The following is a 15,703-nucleotide window of genomic DNA, read 5'->3' as shown; positions in this document are numbered from 1 at the left end:
ATGCGGTGGGATGCGCGCATTCGGCAATAATGAAGCCCATTGCGGGCCGCATGATGCTTATAGTCTGGGGCTCCAAGCGATCAGCGCGATTGACCGGACGGCGAAGGCGTGCTCGATGTCATGGCGAGAAACGGTGGATACCTCAATGCATCGAAAATTTTCATCGCTGCAGACGATCCAAATGGACGCGATCGGCGCGCGACTTGCCGGCACCGCTCCACCGGCCGACCTTCCGAAGGCATATTTCATTGCTTGGGTGTTCGCCGCACTCCTGATGACAGCATGCGCATCCCCGGTATTTCGCCCACCCGCGGCTTTCACGCACACACCTGAAAACGTCGCTAATACCAGAGATGCCTCTCTCATCGAGCAGCCGCTCGATTCCTCGAACTCTCCCATGCAACTGGACAACGCCCCCAAGGGCATGGCTGGTCGAATCCGGTTCAACGCTGCTCCAATGGGGTGGAGCAGCTGGAACAGGTATGGCGGGGAAGTCAATCAGAGTCTAGTCAAGGCAATCGCCGATGCGATGGTCTCGAACGGAATGAAAGACGCCGGCTACCAGTATGTGAACATCGACGACGGCTGGATGAAAGGCCGCGATGCGCATGGCAACATTCAGGCTGATCCGCGGAAGTTTCCGGATGGAATGAAGGCCCTCGCCGATTACATTCACGCCAAGGGCCTGAAGCTCGGCATTTACCTTGCCAATTACACGGTCACCTGTATCGGCCGTGGTGGCGGTGGCGTATTGTACACGGGCAGTTTGGGGCATGAGGCTGAGGACGTAAGAACCGTTACGTCGTGGGGCGTCGATCTGATCAAATACGACGACTGTGACGGCACTGCCGGAAGTTTCGACGCGATTCGTAACGCCCTCGACTCTTTCGCGCGCGATTCCGGCAAGACGGTCTATCTCGACATCCCTTACGTCACCCGGCTCGATCAGTTCATTCATACGCCTGATAGCTGGGCCGCAATGGACATTGGCGATTCCGCGCGCATCGCTTCTGATGTGCGGGCGACCTGGGCCAGCATCCGACACAACATCGACATTGCCCGAGTTCTGGCGCCGGCGTATGTCGAGCCCGGTTTTGTCATCGATATGGATTCGCTCGAAATCGGCAACGGCTCTCTCACGCCCGCCGAGGCACAAACCCATATGTCGATCTGGGCCATGATGTCGGCGCCGCTCATCGCCGGGAATGACCTGACGCTCGATAACGGAGCGCTCGGATTACTTACCAATCGAGAGGTGATTGCAATCGATCAGGACCCTTTGCATTTCGCCGCATCCGAAATTGCGTTGAGGCCTGGCCCCCAAGGCGACACACACGTACTGGCGAAACCGCTAAGCCGCACCGGCTCTCGTGCTGTCGCGCTCCTGAACGAGGGCGATATCGAGGCCAGAATCAAAGTGAAATTCGCCGATCTAGGCCTCGCGAAAAGTCCCGCCTCCGTCCGGGATGTCTGGGCACACAAAGACCTGGGCGTCTTCTCGTCTTCCTATGAGGCGACGGTTGCGCCGCACGGAACGAGTCTGCTGGTGATCCAGGGACAAGAGCCGGCGTTGTCTGGCTCGGTACGCCTTGGTGCGCTCCGCTGGGCGTATGCGGCATTCAACCGGATCGACACTTCACCCTACACGTCGAACATCGCGCTCGACGCTGCGCCACCGCCCTCACGCGCGACCGTTTATTCAGCGCCCGTCTCCACGGATGCCGTCGTCGCAAACGATCTGCATGCGCCACCCTTATCGGGTCCGCTAAAAATCGCCGGCGCGACTTACGCGGAAGGCTTCGGCATACTCGGCGCTCCCGCGAAAATTGCTTACCGCCTCGATAGGCGTTGCTCGAAATTCACCGCCGAGATCGGAGTCGACGACAGCGGCCCCGTGCCTGGCGCGGTAAGCTTTCAGGTCTGGGGGGATGGCGAGATGTTATTTGACAGCGGTATCATGCAGCAGGGCTCGCCAGCGCAAAGCGTCTCCGTTGACGTAAGCAATGTGGGAATGCTGCGCCTGATCGTCCTCGGCCGCACGGGCGGACAGATTCAGAACCAGACCGGTCGTTCGGGAGGGCAAAGTGCCTTTGATACGGCGGACTGGGCATCACCACGGCTGCTCTGTCGGTGACTTTGGCCAGTGCTCCCGCTTGGCCTGCTTGCCGTCGATCAGCGCTAATTGCGCTCAGCGTTGTGTATACGTCGTAAAGAGGGAGATCCGATGGTGCCACTCCGGCTCAGCTGATTATGACCAGCTCTTCATTTAGGCCGACCCGTCGCGAATGGCTCGTCCTCGTTCTAATCGTCGTATTCGCGCCCCTTGCCCTGCTTGGAATGCTGTCATTCCCCAACGAATATGAGGCGATGGGATCAGGCGGAATCGATTGCGACGGTCCGATCCAGGTACTGATGTGTAGCATTCCCGCCCTGATCATTTATTTGGTCGGCTTGGCTTGCTTCATAGGCAAAGCATGGCGGTATCGGCAAGCGACGAATGTCGTAGCAGCCACCGTCTGCGTGGTCGTCTGCGCTGCGCTCATGATCAATGTCGCACTCGCTTGCAGGTACTATTTCAACTCTGAATATCAATCGGTCTGTGAGGCGCCGGTCGCTGATTGAGCAATGCATACAGGCATGGGCGGAAATGAACCAGCTTTATGTCGGAATCGTTCACGCAGAGCCAGCTGCGCAGGCGTTATAGTGCGGCCATCTCACACTTCCCAACGATTCGTGCATATGTTCTCCGCGGCAATCTTCGACATGGACGGGCTACTGATCGATTCGGAACGAACGATCATGAACACCTGGATAGCCGCCGGACGCGAACTCGGGCTTGATATCCTCCCCGTCGACTATGTTCAGATCATTGGGAGATCGTTACCTGAGTGCCACGCGATGCTGGCCACGATGTTCGGCGCGGAGGCGGCATTTCAGGAAGCGCTGAAGTTCGTTCGGCAGCGGTTACAGTCTCCGACGAATCCTCCGGTGTTTCCGCTCAAGTCGGGAGCGCATGGCCTACTGACTGCGTTGGTCAATGCCGGCGTGCCATGTGCCGTTGCTTCGTCTTCGAGCGCACAGGAGATCAAGTCTCGGCTTGGACGAGTCGGGGTGCTCGATTTGTTCGACGCGATCGCCGGGGGCGATGAAGTCGCCCGTGGGAAGCCGGATCCGGCCGTCTACGAGCTCGCGGCTTCCCGGCTAAAGAAATCGCCGAGCGAGTGCCTTGCATTCGAAGACAGCGAGAACGGCGTGCGCGCCGCGCATCGCGCCGGGATTCAGGTCGTGACCGTGCCGGATTTGAAAGCGCCGTCGGAGGACCTCATCGGCGTTAGCCTGACGATGCTCGAGACACTCGATCACGCGATGGAGCACGTTGCCGCGTGGTTCGGAGCAGAGACGCTTCCTGCGTGAACCGACCGGGGAACGTTTACCGGCATCGGCCGCCTCACCGCATATTTCCCGTATGCCCGAGCGAATACCGCCCGGGCTGCGGCCACACCGTGAGCCCATGCGGCTCCATGCCAACACGAATCGACTTCATCGTGCCCGTCGCCGTATCGATCGCATAGACCACATCGTCGAAACGCCCGGATAACCATAGCGTCTTGCCATCGACGCTGACGTTCCCCATATCCGGGCTTCCGCCACCCGGCACCGGCCAGTTCGCCACGACCTTGCGCGTCGCGAAATCGATGACCGAAACGCTACCGGGCCCGTGCCGGGGCCCGTGCACGAGATTCGAGCCGCGATTGGCCACATAGAGTTTCGTGCCGTCGCGGCTCGGATAAAGACCATGCGTGCCGACGCCCGTCTTGATGAAGCCGATCGCCTTGAAGCTGTCGCCGTCCACCACGTGCACGCCATCGGCCATCATGTCCGCGACATAAAACACCTTACCGTCGGGCGATACACGCACGTCCTGTGGCATGCTCTTTTTGCCGAAGGTCAGATAGCCCACGACGCGGCGTGCCGTCATGTCGATCTTCGCCAGCCCGCCGCCAAACTCGCAGGTAAAGATCGCGTATTTGCCGTCGATCGAAAAGTCAGCGTGGTTGATGCCCTTGCACTGCGGTACGTCGACACTCGAGCGCAAAGCCATCGTATGCGGATCGCGGAAATCGAGCCGCGCATGCGCTTCGGCCACGACGATCGCCTCCTTGCCGTCGGGCGTGAAATACATGTTGTACGGATCGTCGACGAGTACTTCCTTGCCCGGCCTACCCGTCTTCGGATCGATCGGCGTGAGCGAGCCGTCGGTCCGCCCCTCGGCATTGTTCGTGACCCACAGCGTTTGCAGGTCCCATGAAGGCACGATGTGCTGCGGACTGCGGCCGACCTTGAATTTGTCGACCACCTTGAAGGTCGCCGGGTCGATCACGTAGACATCGTCGGAACGCAGGTTCGGCACGTAGACGCGCGGCAACGCGCCCGCGACAGCGCGAGAGAGATGCGCGGCGCCCGCCTCGCTATAGAGGTTCGAAGAATCGATGACGGCCGGCATGCCTGCAACCGTTGCAATGCTTGACGCGGCAGCGGCGCGCGAGCAGTCGATCAACAACGCGGCAATGCCAAGGAAAACCGTGAAGACGACGCGCAGCGCATTTCGATTGATTGGACGCATAACGGAATCCGTTGTCGAATGTGGAAACGAAAGACCGCAAACGAAGGCCCGAAGCAAAAGCCCGCGAGCCGGCAATGCAAAGCTAGACAGCATCGATCCGGTTCATTGTGACTTGCCGCCTGTATCCCTCCTGATCGCCTCGATCGTCCTGGCAACGATCGCATCGGTCCCGAGTCGTCCGATGTCGGCGGTGGCGCGCCGCGGATCGCCGCCATAGACACCCTCCGCCGGACCGGGCTTCGGCGCGTCGTGCAACTGATTCAACCGCACCATCTGCGGCGCGACGGCAAGCAACAAAGCCGTATCGGCGAGCCCGGCGTGCGTTCCGATCTCGTCATCGCGGTAGCCATGCTGCCGCAGGATCTGCGCATAGCCGTCGGAGCTTGTTCCATAGTATTCGGGCGGCACCAGCGCATGCGCCTGGCCGGCCCACGTGCGGTTCAATTGCACGACCGCATGCTTGATGTCGTTCTGATAGCCGCCGTGATCGCCGAGAAACACGACGTATTTGAACCCGTGCACCTTGAAGCTGTTGGCCGCCGATTCGAGGGTTTTCTCGAAGACGTCGTCAGGAATCGTGATCGTGCCGGGAAAGCGCATATGCGAAGTCGGCGGCGCGACGCTCCCTTCGGGAACGTATGCGATCACCGGAGCAACGAGCGCATTCCCGAGCCCTTGCGCAATCCGCGCGGCGAGCACCTTCACACGTGCGTTGTGCTTCCCGAGTGCCACATAGGGGCCGCTTTGCTCCGTGCCGCCGATCGGAATGATGATCGTCGTCTTGCCCGCCTTCACGGCGTCGCGCAACTCGGTCCACGTGAAGTCTTCGAGCTGCACGCTGTCGGGTGGCTGCGCCGAGACGATCCGGCACGCAAGCAGCGATACCAGCACGATGAAAGCGTTTCGTAGGAAGATGCGCATGGCGGTGACGAAGCCTCCTCTCAGAAAGAAAGACACCCGGGCACAACGGCGATTATCGCCAATTACGTAACGGTGATTTCTTCGAATAGGAGTTAACCCTTAATGCTTGCCTCGATAGACTGCTCATATGGGTTGCAGGCGAGAAAGAAAGGCCGATGCAACTAATCCGCTCAAAAGACTTCGGAGGTAAGAAACATGAAATCGCTCTTCAAAGCCGCGGTGATCGCGTCGGTGCTCGCCGTTCCCGCCCTCTCGTTCGCGCAAGCGGATGCTCCGTTGACACGTGCGCAAGTGCAGGCAGACCTCGTGCAATTCAAACAGAGCGCACCTCGCAGCGCATTCGGCCGCGATCCCTACTACCCCACTTCGGCGCAAGCCGCCGAAACGCGTACCGCGGCGGCGAACGGCAGCTCGGTCGCGATCGGCGGGGAATCGAATGGCACTTCGGCATCGGGCAGTCGGTCGACGGCTGCACCTGGCGCGAAGTCGCTTTACTTCGGCGAATAAGGCCCAAGCCATCGAGAGAGCATCGAGAGAACACCTACCGCGCTCCGACGACGCACTCATCGAATCATCGCCGAAATGTCGTCGGGGAACTGAGGGTCGGCACGCTGAACGAAGCTGGCTGGTCGTTGCCGAAAGCGGCGACCAGCCTGTGTCGCGTCGGTACCTCCGCCGCCGGAAAAAACCGGCGGTTTTCGCCTAGCCGCGAACGAACGGCTAGGCGCTTTTTCGTTGGGTACATCAATGCCCCGGTACGGGATTGCAGCGAAGCGGCGCAACTAGCGGCATAATTCGCGGGTGCGGCCACGTTCCGCCTCGCCTTGCCAGGAAACAGCCGATGCTTCACGATCTCGTCGCGCGTTACGGTGCCGCGCTAGTATTCGCCAACGCACTCGCCGCGTCGCTGGGTTTGCCCGTGCCCGCCATGCCGACGCTCATCGTCTTCGGCGCGTTCGCCGCGCTTCATCCGCTTGCGATCGGCAGCCAGCTCGCCTCGGTGCTGATCCTGACAGTCTGCGCCACGCTCATCGGCGACTCGGTATGGTTCTTTGCCGGTCGCATCTATGGCGGCGCCACGCTGAAACAGCTATGCAGGCTGTCCCTTTCTCGCGACTCGTGCGTCAAGAAGACCGAGCGGTTCTTCGGACGTTGGGGGGTGCGCGTGCTCACCGTGGCGAAACTGGTGCCCGGTCTTTCCATTGTCTCCGTGCCGATGGCGGGTGCAATGGGCACGCGCTATCGCACGTTCCTCGCACACGACGGGATCGGCGCGGCGATATGGGCGGCCCTCGGTCTCGTGATCGGCGTGCTGCTCGCGCCAGAAATCGACGTTCTGCTTGAGGGAGCCAGCCGTCTAGGCCGTTTTACGGCGCTCATCGTCGCCGTGCTGGCCGTGCTTTACGCCGGATTTCGCTGGATGCGCCGCCGCGCCTTGCTGCGTCAGCTCGCGGCGGCCCGCATCGACGTGGACGAGCTCTATCGTCTGATCGACGGCGAGGAGCCCCCTGTCATTTTCGACATCCGCTCGGACGAAAAGCGCCAACTCGATCCGTACGTCATCCCCGGAGCGCGCTTTGCCGATGAGCGCGATCTCGACAGTATCCTCGCTGCGTATCGACGCAATCAGAAGGTCGTGATTTACTGCTCGTGCCCTAACGAGGTTTCGGCGGCATGGATGGCCAAGCAATTGATGAATAGCGGCTTCAGCGACGTGGTGCCGCTGCGCGGAGGCATCGACGCGTGGCGCGACGCGGGGTATACGGTCGCGTCGCTTCCTATCGAGCCGGGCCCCGCCGCCAACGATTCGACGGTGAGCCCCGACCCGAAGATCGTCTGAGCGCCGACGCTCAACGATTGGCCGACTGCAGCAGTTGCGTGCGTCTGGCTTCGCCCTGACGCGCCAGCATCCAGCCCGGATATTCCGGCGGCAGCGCGCTGACCTTGTCGAGCGCCGCGAGCTCATCGGCCGTGAGGCTCACCGAAGTGGCCGCGAGATTGTCCTCGAGCTGTTCGACGCGCTTTGCACCGACGATGACCGTCGTCACGACCTTCTGGTGCAGCAGCCATGCGAGGGCGATCTGCGCGACCGATACGCCCTTCGCTTCGGCGATGCCGCGCATCGCGTCGATACAGTCGTAGCCGCGCTCGAGATCGACGGGCGGGAAGTCGAACGTCGTGCGCCGGCTCCCTTCTTCGGCTTTCACGTTGCGTCCGTATTTCCCGGAGAGCAGTCCACCCGCGAGCGGGCTCCAGACCATGAGCCCCACGCCTTCGCTCTGCAGCAACGGGACGATCTCACGCTCGAGATCGCGGCCTGCGATCGTGTAGTACGCCTGCAACGATTCGAAGCGCGCAAGGCCGAGCCGCTCCGAAACGCCGAGTGCCTTCATGATCTGCCATGCCGCCCAGTTCGATACGCCGATATAGCGGACATGGCCCTGCTGAACGAGCGCGTCGAGCGCGCGCAGCGTCTCTTCGATCGGCGTCGCAGGGTCGAAACCGTGCACCTGATACAGATCGACGTAATCGAGCTGCAAACGCCGCAGGCTTGCCTTGACGGACTCCATGATGTGAAAGCGCGAGAGGCCGCGCGAGTTGACTGCTTTGGTGCCGGTTTCGCCGAAGACCTTCGTGGCGACGACCACGTTTTCCCGTGGCACCTTGAGGTTCTTCAGTGCGGTGCCGGTGATCGTTTCGGAGAGGCCTCCGGAATAGACGTTCGCCGTATCGATGAAATTGATGCCGCCATCGATGGCGCGGCCGATCAATGTGTCGGCCTCCGTCTGCTGCAACTTGCCGATATGCTCCCAAACCGCGCCTTCTCCGCCGAACGTCATCGTGCCGAGACACAGCTCTGAGACAAAAAGCCCTGTGGAACCGAATTTTGCATAACGCATGACTCAACTCCCTCCATTGCGCATTCGTGCCAGATTTAGCCGTCGCCGCGCGCCGATCTCGCGGACGGAACACGATGCCTGCTTGCCCCTTTCGCCAACAGCGAATGTCGGACGTTGCAGCAGCACTAAGCCTTCGACGCACGGTCGACCGGAGCGCAAAGTATGGACCCACCGTTGCCTCGATCCGATACCCAATCGTCTGTTATTCATGCCTGTTCCTCTGCGCCCGGTCAGAATCGGTGCGGCCCGTCCCGCGGGAATAAACCGCGGCGACAGGTGTTTATCATCGCGGAGGGCGTCGAGGGCGCCCGGCACCTGTCGAATCGCCTATTGCGCACTGGTATGACCAATGGACTCCCGCGATGAGTTGATGGACCACATTCCGCGCCTGCGCCGGTACGCGAGAGCGCTCATTCATAATCGCCAGCTCGCCGACGATCTCGTGCAAGACACGCTCGAGCGTGCGCTCGCGCGCCTCCATCAATTCAAAGCGGGTACCGACCTGCGCGCCTGGCTTTTCACGATCATGCACAACGTCTTCGTCAACCAACTACGCAGAGCGGCGGCACGCGCCCCGCATTTATCGTTCGACGACGACGGCATCGCGGAAGTGGAATTTGCCCAGCCTGCCGGGCAGATGCGCTCCCTCGAAATGCGCGACCTCGACTTCGCCTTGCAGCGGCTGCCTGCCGAACAGCGTGAAGTGGTGCTGCTCATCGGTCTCGAGGAGATGAGCTATGCGGATGTCGCGCTCGCGCTCGACATTCCGATCGGAACGGTCATGTCGCGACTCTCGCGCGGCCGCGAGCGATTGAGAAACCTGATGGCGGGCGTGCAGCCCGTCCAAAGGCTCAGGGTGGTGCGATGACGGATAAATCGATCATCAGCGAAGATGATATTCACGCCTACGTCGACGGAACGCTGCCAGCCGACGCGCGCGAGCGAGTCGAGCGCGCGATGGCGCGCGATCCGGCGCTCGCCGCAAAAATCAACGACTATTTTTCGCTCAACGCCGCTTTGCATGAGCGTTACGATCGAACGCTGGCCGAACCGATCCCGAAGCGGCTTCGGCCCGATGTGGTCGGCCGGCGGCGCACTGCCGCCAACCGGCCACATTGGCCGCGTTACGCCGGGCTCGCTGCCGCGCTCATCGTCGGCATCGGCATCGGCATGGGTGCCGGCATGCAGATTGGCCGCGCGCAATTCGGTCAGCCCGGGAGCGGCTCAGGTACGCGCACGGTCAGCGTCGATACGGCGGACGCCTTCGCGCGCAATGCGGCAATCGCCCACGTCGTCTACATGCCCGCGGTCGATAGGCCCACCGAACTCGGTGCGAAGCACGAGCAGGATTTCGTACAGTGGCTGTCGAACAAGCTGGGCACCGACATCCATCCGCCGGCGCTCTCGCGTAGCGGCTATGAGCTGACGGGCGGACGCCTGCTCCACGACGTTCACGGAACGATGGCGCTCTTCATGTACCGCGACGCGCAAGGCAAACGCGTGACGCTATGTATTTCGCGCAGAACGCTCAGCCCGAACACGACCGCCTTCAAGCTCTATCGCGATGGCCCGGTGAACGTCTTCTATTGGGTGGACGGCGCTTTCGGCTATGCGGTATCGAGCGGTATCGATCGCGACGCCCTGCTCGCTCTCGCACACGATGTCCAGCAGCAGTTGACGGGCGCGGCGCCGGACTGACGATAGGCGCTCACGCACTCAACGCTTGCTTCAGGTCGTCGACGCTGAACGGCTTGCGAATCGCACGCCATTCGAACGGCAGCGAGGCGCCATCGATCGACATCGGGTCGCCTGAAGCGAACACGATGCGCATGCCATTCGCTGATTTCGCGGCACTTTTCGCGAGATCGATCCCCGACATGTCCGGCAAACGGATGTCCGCCAGCAAAGCATCGAAATGCATCGTGGCGATCGCATCGAGCGCCTCGCGCGCGCTGGCGGCTTTATGCGGGTCATGCCCGAGCAGGCGCAAGATCTCGGCGACGGCATCGAGCGAGCCGGGCTCGTCGTCGACGACGAGCACGCGCAGCGAATCGGCCGCGGGACGGCTCAACGATGTCGACACCGCAGCCGCAGCGATCGGTTCGATCGCGGCCGCAAGGTCGGGGGTGCCGCGCCGGCCCAGCACTTGGCGAATCTTGTGCGAAAGCTCCTCGCGGCCATACGGCTTGGATAGCAACTCGACGCCACGATCCAGCCGCCCACCGTGAACGACCGAGTTATGGGTATAGCCCGACGTGAACAGTACCTTCATAGTGGGCCGCAGCAGCTGCGCCTGGCGGACCATTTCCATACTCGTCATCGGGCCCGGCATCACGACGTCGGTAAACAACAAGTCGACGTACACACCGCTGCTAATGATCGTCAACGCGGCCTCCGGACTATTGGCCTGGAGCACCTTGTAGCCGAGCCCGGCCAGCATTTCGATGGTGGTCGCCCGCACCTTGTCATCGTCCTCCACGACAAGCACCGTCTCATTGCCGAGCATCAGCGGGACCATTTCGCTCGTCCGCTGGGTCACCTCTTCCGCGTCAGTCGAGCGCGGCAGATAGAGCTTGACGGTCGTACCATGGCCCACTTCACTATAGATCTTGATATGCCCGCCGCTTTGCTTGACGAATCCATACGCCATGCTCAGACCGAGGCCGCTGCCGCTGCCTTCAGGCTTAGTCGTGAAAAACGGATCGAACGCGCGCTCGGCGACATCGGCCGGCATGCCGGTGCCCGTATCGGTCACGGCGACCATGACATACTGCCCCGCCGGTACGTCCGAAGTCGACGCGACATATCGATCGTCGAGCACGGCGTTGAGAAGCTCGATCGTGAGGTGGCCGCCCTGCGGCATCGCATCGCGCGCATTGATGACGAGATTGAGGATCACGTTCTCGAGCTGGTGGGTATCGACGAACGTATTCCACAGCCCACCGGAAACGACGGTCTCCAGTTTGACAGGCTCGCCGAGCGCGTGTCGCAGCATGTCGTCCATTCCGGCCATGACGCGCGACAAGTTGACTACCGTCGGCTGTAACGGTTGCCGCCGACCGAACGCGAGCAGTTGCGACGCCAGCTTCGCGCCGCGCTCGAGCGCTTCGAGCGCGTTGTCGACGCGTTGAGCAGCCGACACGTCGCGCGCAGCCTCAGCGCGCAACAGCTCGAGGTTGCCTCGAATCACTTGCAGCACGTTGTTGAAGTCATGCGCGACGCCGCCGGTCAGCTTGCCGATGGCCTCCATCTTTTGCGATTGAAACAGCTGGGCCCGAGTCTGCTCGAGCTGCTCGGCCGCTTTGCGCCGCTCCGTGATGTCGCGTGTCACCTTAGCGAACCCGAGCAGCGCCCCGTCCTCGTTGCGAATCGCGTCGATGATGACATGAGCAAAGAAGCGGCTGCCGTCGCGCCGCACGCGCCACCCTTCGGCTTCGAAACGCCCCTCACGCGCGGCGGTTGCGAGTCCCCGCTGCGGCACGCCGGCTGCCCGGTCCTCGGGTGTATAGAAGCGCGAAAAGTGCGAGCCGATGATTTCCTCGGCGGTGTAGCCTTTGATGCGGCGAGCGCCCGGGTTCCAGTTCGTGATATACCCTTCGGGCGACAGCATGAAGATCGCGTAGTCGGTGACGCCTTGCACGAGCAGACGGAAACGCCTTTCGCTCTCGACGACGGCTTCATGTGCGGCGCGCTTGTCGCTCACGTCGCGTACCACCTTGGCGAAGCCGATCGTTTTGCCGTCCCGATCGTCGAGCCGCGTCAGCACGACATTCGCCCAGAATGACGAACCGTCCTTGCGCAGTCGCCAGCCTTCGAGCTCGTGGCGCCCCGTGGCAAGCGCCGATACGAGCACCGCTTGCGGCACCCCGGCGGCGCGATCGTCGGGGGTATAGAAGACCGAAAAATGACGGCCGATGATTTCGTCCGGCCGGTAGCGATGAATGTGCTCACCGCCCACGTTCCACGTGAGCACGATGCCCGTGGGGCTCAGCAAGGCGACGCAATAGTCGATTGTGGCCTTTTCCCAAATCGAAAGCCACTCGCTTGCAGCCGGAATGCCAAGAGGCGAATGCGACACGTGACCTCCAAACTAGTCCTGTTCGGCGGCTGGTTCGCGCGTGCCCGCGCGGCCCAGCCGTTCAGCGGCCCGTTCCCGACCACTCGCCGCCGACGATGCGCTCGCGAATAGGTCAGGCGAAATGCACGACCGCACGGTGGGGCTGAGTTCAATAGGAGTGCTAATCTTACCTCGGCATCGGGGCAGGCCCCGAATTCGACGTCCGAAAAGCAACGTTCGAGGACGCGGACGCTGTGTAAACATACAGCATCCCGGGTCACCCGGGGCGTCGATATAGCTACGCCGCGTTTCCAAAGCCAGGCCGCTCTGTCCTTTCAGCGAGCCGCCTCTTGAAACGCGGCACCTGCCGATACCTTCGACACCAGGCTGACGGCCGCGGACGGACCGCCATGCAGCGAGATCCATCGGCTCGTCGAGCACGCGGCTTTCGCATACAGCCGGTTATCGTTGAGCGCGCGTCGATTCCACTCGAACACGCCGACGGGCAGCGGCTCCGCGGCCGGAACGAGGCAGCGATCGCCCGCCCCGGGCGGCGCAAGATAACGCAGGTCGTCGGACGCGTACATCGCGATGCCTTCGTTGAACCAGATCGGCACGGTACCGCGCAGCACGCCCAGCGCCCCGATGCGATGATTGAGCTCGTTCATCGAGAGCTCATGCGCGGCAATGACGGCATCGCTGCCGAGCGGCGAGAGGATCGCCACGCGATCGAATACCGACATTCCCCGGCGACGGCCGCCTCCGATACGTCGAAAGCAATTCTCGGTCGTGCAGACCAGCACTTTCGGAGCCGCGCCGAGCCTGCCCCAGAAGCTTTGTACACGCTGCCGGCCTTCCGCCACGACAGCTACGAGCCGCGCCCGCTCCTCGGGACTCGCTCCGCTCTCGACGAACGTGCGCTCGGCCACATATTCGAAGCCATAGCAGGAAGGACACACCGCTGCCGCGGCCGCGGGCAACGCAAATGCCAGCGCGACGCCGCAAGCCGCGGCCAATACTATCAAGCTGGCGACGCCTATGCGGGTCACCTTCATGAACCGAGATTTCATTTCAAGGCCCTCTTCTTATTGAACGCCGTGGAACCGTGCTGCCAATGATAGGGCAGTCGCCATACTCACGCTTTACAACTTGATTACAACGTGGCTCGATTTTGGTCGTTTATGCTGCTGCATGCAGCCGGGCGATCGCCTGGAGAAGTCGATCGACTGGCTCATGATTTTGGCAATCCCACTCGGAAGCCGCCATGCTGTTCGTGGCGCTGACGAGGTCCCCCATTCAACGAATCCGGAAGAAAAATGAGCGACGAGGTGACGATCAGGCGTGTTCAGGCGAACGAGGCATCGGACTATGTTGAAGCGCTGGCCGATGTGCTGATCGACTGCGTCGAGGGTGGCGCATCGGTCAGCTTCATGCTGCCTATTACACGGGAGACGGCACTGGCGTTCTGGCGCAATGTTGCCGAAGGTGTCGTGCGCGGCGAGCGCGCGTTGCTGATCGCGGAAGACGAACACAGAAATGTCGTCGGTACCGTCCAACTCGTTCTGGCTCAGCCCGAGAACCAGCCGCACCGGGCCGATGTCGCGAAGATGCTCGTGCATCGAAGGGCGCGCAGGCGGGCAATCGCGCAGCGCCTCATGCACGCGCTCGAAGACGCTGCGCGCGAGGAAGGCAAGTCTGTACTGGTGCTCGATACCGTAACGGACGGCGACGCGGAACGCCTGTATCAACGAGCCGGCTGGCAACGCGTCGGCGTCGTGCCGAAGTACGCACTGATGCCGGACGGCGCGTTTTGCGCAACGACGTTCTATTACAAGCACGTCTGATTAGCGCACCGCGGCTCCCGCGCGGTGCGATGGCGCAAAGAGCCGCAGTCCGCTGGCGATACTGGCCGCGCCCGAGAACACCGCACCGGTCGCCAGCGCGAGCGTCGGTCCATGGCGGCCCGCGATACCAAAGCAAAGCGCCACCAGCGCGGCGCCCGTGGTCTGCCCGAGCAGCCGGCCCGTGCCGATCATACCGCTCGCGCCTCCCCTGCGCTCGGGCGGCGCGCTCGACATGATTGCTTTCAGGTTCGGCGATTGGAAAAAGCCGAATCCGGCACCGCATAGGGCCATCCGCCACGCAATCGCGTGAACGGAGGGATAGGCGGGCAGCAGCGCAAGCGACGCCATGCCGACACCGAGAATGGCGAGCCCGATCGCACCGAGCAAGCCGGGAGGGTAGCGATCGGAAAGGCGTCCGGCGATCGGTGCGGCGAGCGCGACGACGACGGGCCACGGCGTCATCAGGAAGCCCGTTTCAACCTGGCTGCGGTGGAGGATGTCCTCGAAGAAGAACGGCAGCGAGACGAACGCGAGGCCCTGTGCGGCAAACGAGCAGATCGCCGTCACGATGGAAAGCGCGAAGACGGGCCGCTTGAAGAGGTCGACCGGAAGCATCGGCGCCGGGTGACCGGCCTCCCGGCGCACGAGCAGCACACCGAAAATCACGGCGATCGCGGCGGCGACCAGCACGCGCGACGTGGGCTCACGATGCGCCGCTTCGCCGAGGGCGAATATCAACGATGAAAATGCGACGACGTTGAACACGCCGGCCACCGGATCGAACGCATGCTTGCCGCGCTTCGTCCGCGGCAACGCAGGCAGCGCCAAGGCGAGCGCGGCGATACCGAGCGGCACGTTGACCGCGAACAGCCACGGCCATGAGGCCACCGAGAGAATCATCGACGCGACCGTCGGGCCGACCGCGAACGACACGCCGACCGTGAACGCGTTCATGCCCATCCCTCGGCCCAGGCGGCTCGGCGGGTAGAGACAGCCAATCAGCGCGGCGTTGACGCTCATGATCGCGCTGGCGCCCAGACCTTGCACGATCCGGGCAGCCGTCAGCATCGGCAGCGTGGAGACCAGGGCGCAGGCGAGCGACGAGGCGGTGAATACGACGATGCCGCTGAGGTAGACGCGGCGATGCCCGATGATTTCACCGAGCGCGGCGAGGGGGAGCATCGTCGCGACGAGCGCGAGTTGATACGCATTGATGATCCACACCGAGGCCGCCGGCGTGGCATGAAGATCGGAGGCGATCGCGGGCAAGGCTGTGTTCGCGATTGCCGTGTCGATCGTTGCAAGCGCAACGGTCAACTGGATCGCTGCCATACCCCAGCGGCTTTTGCCCGATATC

14 protein-coding genes are annotated in these 15,703 nt (G+C 62.4%); 8 read left to right on the top strand and 6 right to left on the bottom strand.

Features of this window, described 5'->3' with window-relative positions; all coding sequences use genetic code 11:
• Positions 1-10: 10 nt before the first annotated feature.
• The 3 genes from B0G57_RS13445 to B0G57_RS13435 all read left to right on the top strand — a co-directional run bounded on the left by B0G57_RS13445 (position 11) and on the right by B0G57_RS13435 (position 3,414).
• Positions 11-2,134 (top strand): NPCBM/NEW2 domain-containing protein, encoded by a 2,124-nt coding sequence (locus B0G57_RS13445; RefSeq protein WP_020566563.1) that lies wholly within the window; start codon positions 11-13, stop codon positions 2,132-2,134.
• Between the two features lie 116 nt (positions 2,135-2,250).
• Positions 2,251-2,622, top strand: coding sequence for a hypothetical protein (locus B0G57_RS31735; protein WP_146098872.1), 372 nt, complete (start codon positions 2,251-2,253; stop codon positions 2,620-2,622).
• A gap of 117 nt (positions 2,623-2,739) precedes the next feature.
• Positions 2,740-3,414, top strand: coding sequence for an HAD family hydrolase (locus B0G57_RS13435; protein ID WP_018443880.1), 675 nt, complete (start codon positions 2,740-2,742; stop codon positions 3,412-3,414).
• A gap of 34 nt (positions 3,415-3,448) precedes the next feature.
• On the opposite strand, the gene B0G57_RS13430 is transcribed toward B0G57_RS13435, so the two are convergent.
• Positions 3,449-4,624, bottom strand: a complete 1,176-nt coding sequence (locus B0G57_RS13430) for a YncE family protein (protein WP_018443879.1) — start codon at positions 4,622-4,624, stop codon at positions 3,449-3,451.
• Positions 4,625-4,726: 102 nt separating this feature from the next.
• Complete coding sequence (locus tag B0G57_RS13425; RefSeq protein WP_018443878.1) at positions 4,727-5,545, bottom strand: creatininase family protein; 819 nt, start codon at positions 5,543-5,545, stop codon at positions 4,727-4,729.
• Between the two features lie 195 nt (positions 5,546-5,740).
• Here B0G57_RS13425 and B0G57_RS13420 point away from each other — a divergent pair, with 195 nt between their 5' ends.
• Positions 5,741-6,052: a DUF4148 domain-containing protein gene (locus tag B0G57_RS13420; protein ID WP_018443877.1), complete on the top strand. Its 312-nt coding sequence runs from the start codon at positions 5,741-5,743 to the stop codon at positions 6,050-6,052.
• A 334-nt stretch (positions 6,053-6,386) separates the two neighbouring features.
• Positions 6,387-7,385, top strand: a complete 999-nt coding sequence (locus tag B0G57_RS13415; protein WP_018443876.1) for a DedA family protein/thiosulfate sulfurtransferase GlpE — start codon at positions 6,387-6,389, stop codon at positions 7,383-7,385.
• Positions 7,386-7,395: 10 nt separating this feature from the next.
• Here B0G57_RS13415 and B0G57_RS13410 read toward each other — a convergent pair whose 3' ends face one another.
• Positions 7,396-8,445, bottom strand: a complete 1,050-nt coding sequence (locus tag B0G57_RS13410) for an aldo/keto reductase (RefSeq protein ID WP_018443875.1) — start codon at positions 8,443-8,445, stop codon at positions 7,396-7,398.
• 349 nt (positions 8,446-8,794) lie between these two features.
• Between B0G57_RS13410 and B0G57_RS13405 the strand changes: the two genes are divergently transcribed.
• Positions 8,795-9,313 (top strand): sigma-70 family RNA polymerase sigma factor, encoded by a 519-nt coding sequence (locus B0G57_RS13405; RefSeq protein WP_018443874.1) that lies wholly within the window; start codon positions 8,795-8,797, stop codon positions 9,311-9,313.
• Positions 9,310-10,143 carry an anti-sigma factor family protein gene (locus B0G57_RS13400; protein ID WP_018443873.1) on the top strand — a complete coding sequence of 278 codons (834 nt, stop codon included), beginning with the start codon at positions 9,310-9,312 and terminating at the stop codon, positions 10,141-10,143. The genes B0G57_RS13405 and B0G57_RS13400 overlap by 4 nt, the downstream gene beginning before the upstream one ends.
• 10 nt (positions 10,144-10,153) lie before the next feature.
• Here the strand turns inward: B0G57_RS13400 and B0G57_RS13395 are convergent, their stop codons facing one another.
• Positions 10,154-12,523: a PAS domain S-box protein gene (locus B0G57_RS13395; protein ID WP_018443872.1), complete on the bottom strand. Its 2,370-nt coding sequence runs from the start codon at positions 12,521-12,523 to the stop codon at positions 10,154-10,156.
• A gap of 314 nt (positions 12,524-12,837) precedes the next feature.
• Positions 12,838-13,557: a hypothetical protein gene (locus B0G57_RS13390; protein ID WP_020566561.1), complete on the bottom strand. Its 720-nt coding sequence runs from the start codon at positions 13,555-13,557 to the stop codon at positions 12,838-12,840.
• Between the two features lie 261 nt (positions 13,558-13,818).
• Here B0G57_RS13390 and B0G57_RS13385 point away from each other — a divergent pair, with 261 nt between their 5' ends.
• Positions 13,819-14,346 carry a GNAT family N-acetyltransferase gene (locus B0G57_RS13385; protein ID WP_018443870.1) on the top strand — a complete coding sequence of 176 codons (528 nt, stop codon included), beginning with the start codon at positions 13,819-13,821 and terminating at the stop codon, positions 14,344-14,346.
• Here the strand turns inward: B0G57_RS13385 and B0G57_RS13380 are convergent, their stop codons facing one another.
• Positions 14,347-15,678 (bottom strand): MFS transporter, encoded by a 1,332-nt coding sequence (locus tag B0G57_RS13380; protein WP_018443869.1) that lies wholly within the window; start codon positions 15,676-15,678, stop codon positions 14,347-14,349. It lies immediately after the preceding gene.
• Positions 15,679-15,703: the final 25 nt, after the last annotated feature.

Origin of the sequence: Trinickia symbiotica (assembly GCF_002934455.1) — a bacterium.
Lineage (GTDB): Bacteria > Pseudomonadota > Gammaproteobacteria > Burkholderiales > Burkholderiaceae > Trinickia > Trinickia symbiotica.
The sequence above is the reverse complement of the archived record's forward strand: the minus strand, read 5'-3'. Positions and strand labels throughout refer to the sequence as shown.

Bases quoted from the DNA above. Each gene is read 5' to 3' on its own strand.
- B0G57_RS13415 (WP_018443876.1), top strand. From the start codon at position 6,387: ATGCTTCACGATCTCGTCGCGCGTTACGGTGCCGCGCTAGTATTCGCC.
- B0G57_RS13425 (WP_018443878.1), bottom strand. From the start codon at position 5,545: ATGCGCATCTTCCTACGAAACGCTTTCATCGTGCTGGTATCGCTGCTT.
- B0G57_RS13410 (WP_018443875.1), bottom strand. From the start codon at position 8,445: ATGCGTTATGCAAAATTCGGTTCCACAGGGCTTTTTGTCTCAGAGCTG.
- B0G57_RS13380 (WP_018443869.1), bottom strand. From the start codon at position 15,678: ATGGCAGCGATCCAGTTGACCGTTGCGCTTGCAACGATCGACACGGCA.
- B0G57_RS13445 (WP_020566563.1), top strand. From the start codon at position 11: ATGCGCGCATTCGGCAATAATGAAGCCCATTGCGGGCCGCATGATGCT.
- B0G57_RS31735 (WP_146098872.1), top strand. From the start codon at position 2,251: ATGACCAGCTCTTCATTTAGGCCGACCCGTCGCGAATGGCTCGTCCTC.
- B0G57_RS13430 (WP_018443879.1), bottom strand. From the start codon at position 4,624: ATGCGTCCAATCAATCGAAATGCGCTGCGCGTCGTCTTCACGGTTTTC.
- B0G57_RS13435 (WP_018443880.1), top strand. From the start codon at position 2,740: ATGTTCTCCGCGGCAATCTTCGACATGGACGGGCTACTGATCGATTCG.
- B0G57_RS13405 (WP_018443874.1), top strand. From the start codon at position 8,795: ATGGACTCCCGCGATGAGTTGATGGACCACATTCCGCGCCTGCGCCGG.
- B0G57_RS13390 (WP_020566561.1), bottom strand. From the start codon at position 13,557: ATGAAGGTGACCCGCATAGGCGTCGCCAGCTTGATAGTATTGGCCGCG.
- B0G57_RS13400 (WP_018443873.1), top strand. From the start codon at position 9,310: ATGACGGATAAATCGATCATCAGCGAAGATGATATTCACGCCTACGTC.
- B0G57_RS13420 (WP_018443877.1), top strand. From the start codon at position 5,741: ATGAAATCGCTCTTCAAAGCCGCGGTGATCGCGTCGGTGCTCGCCGTT.
- B0G57_RS13385 (WP_018443870.1), top strand. From the start codon at position 13,819: ATGAGCGACGAGGTGACGATCAGGCGTGTTCAGGCGAACGAGGCATCG.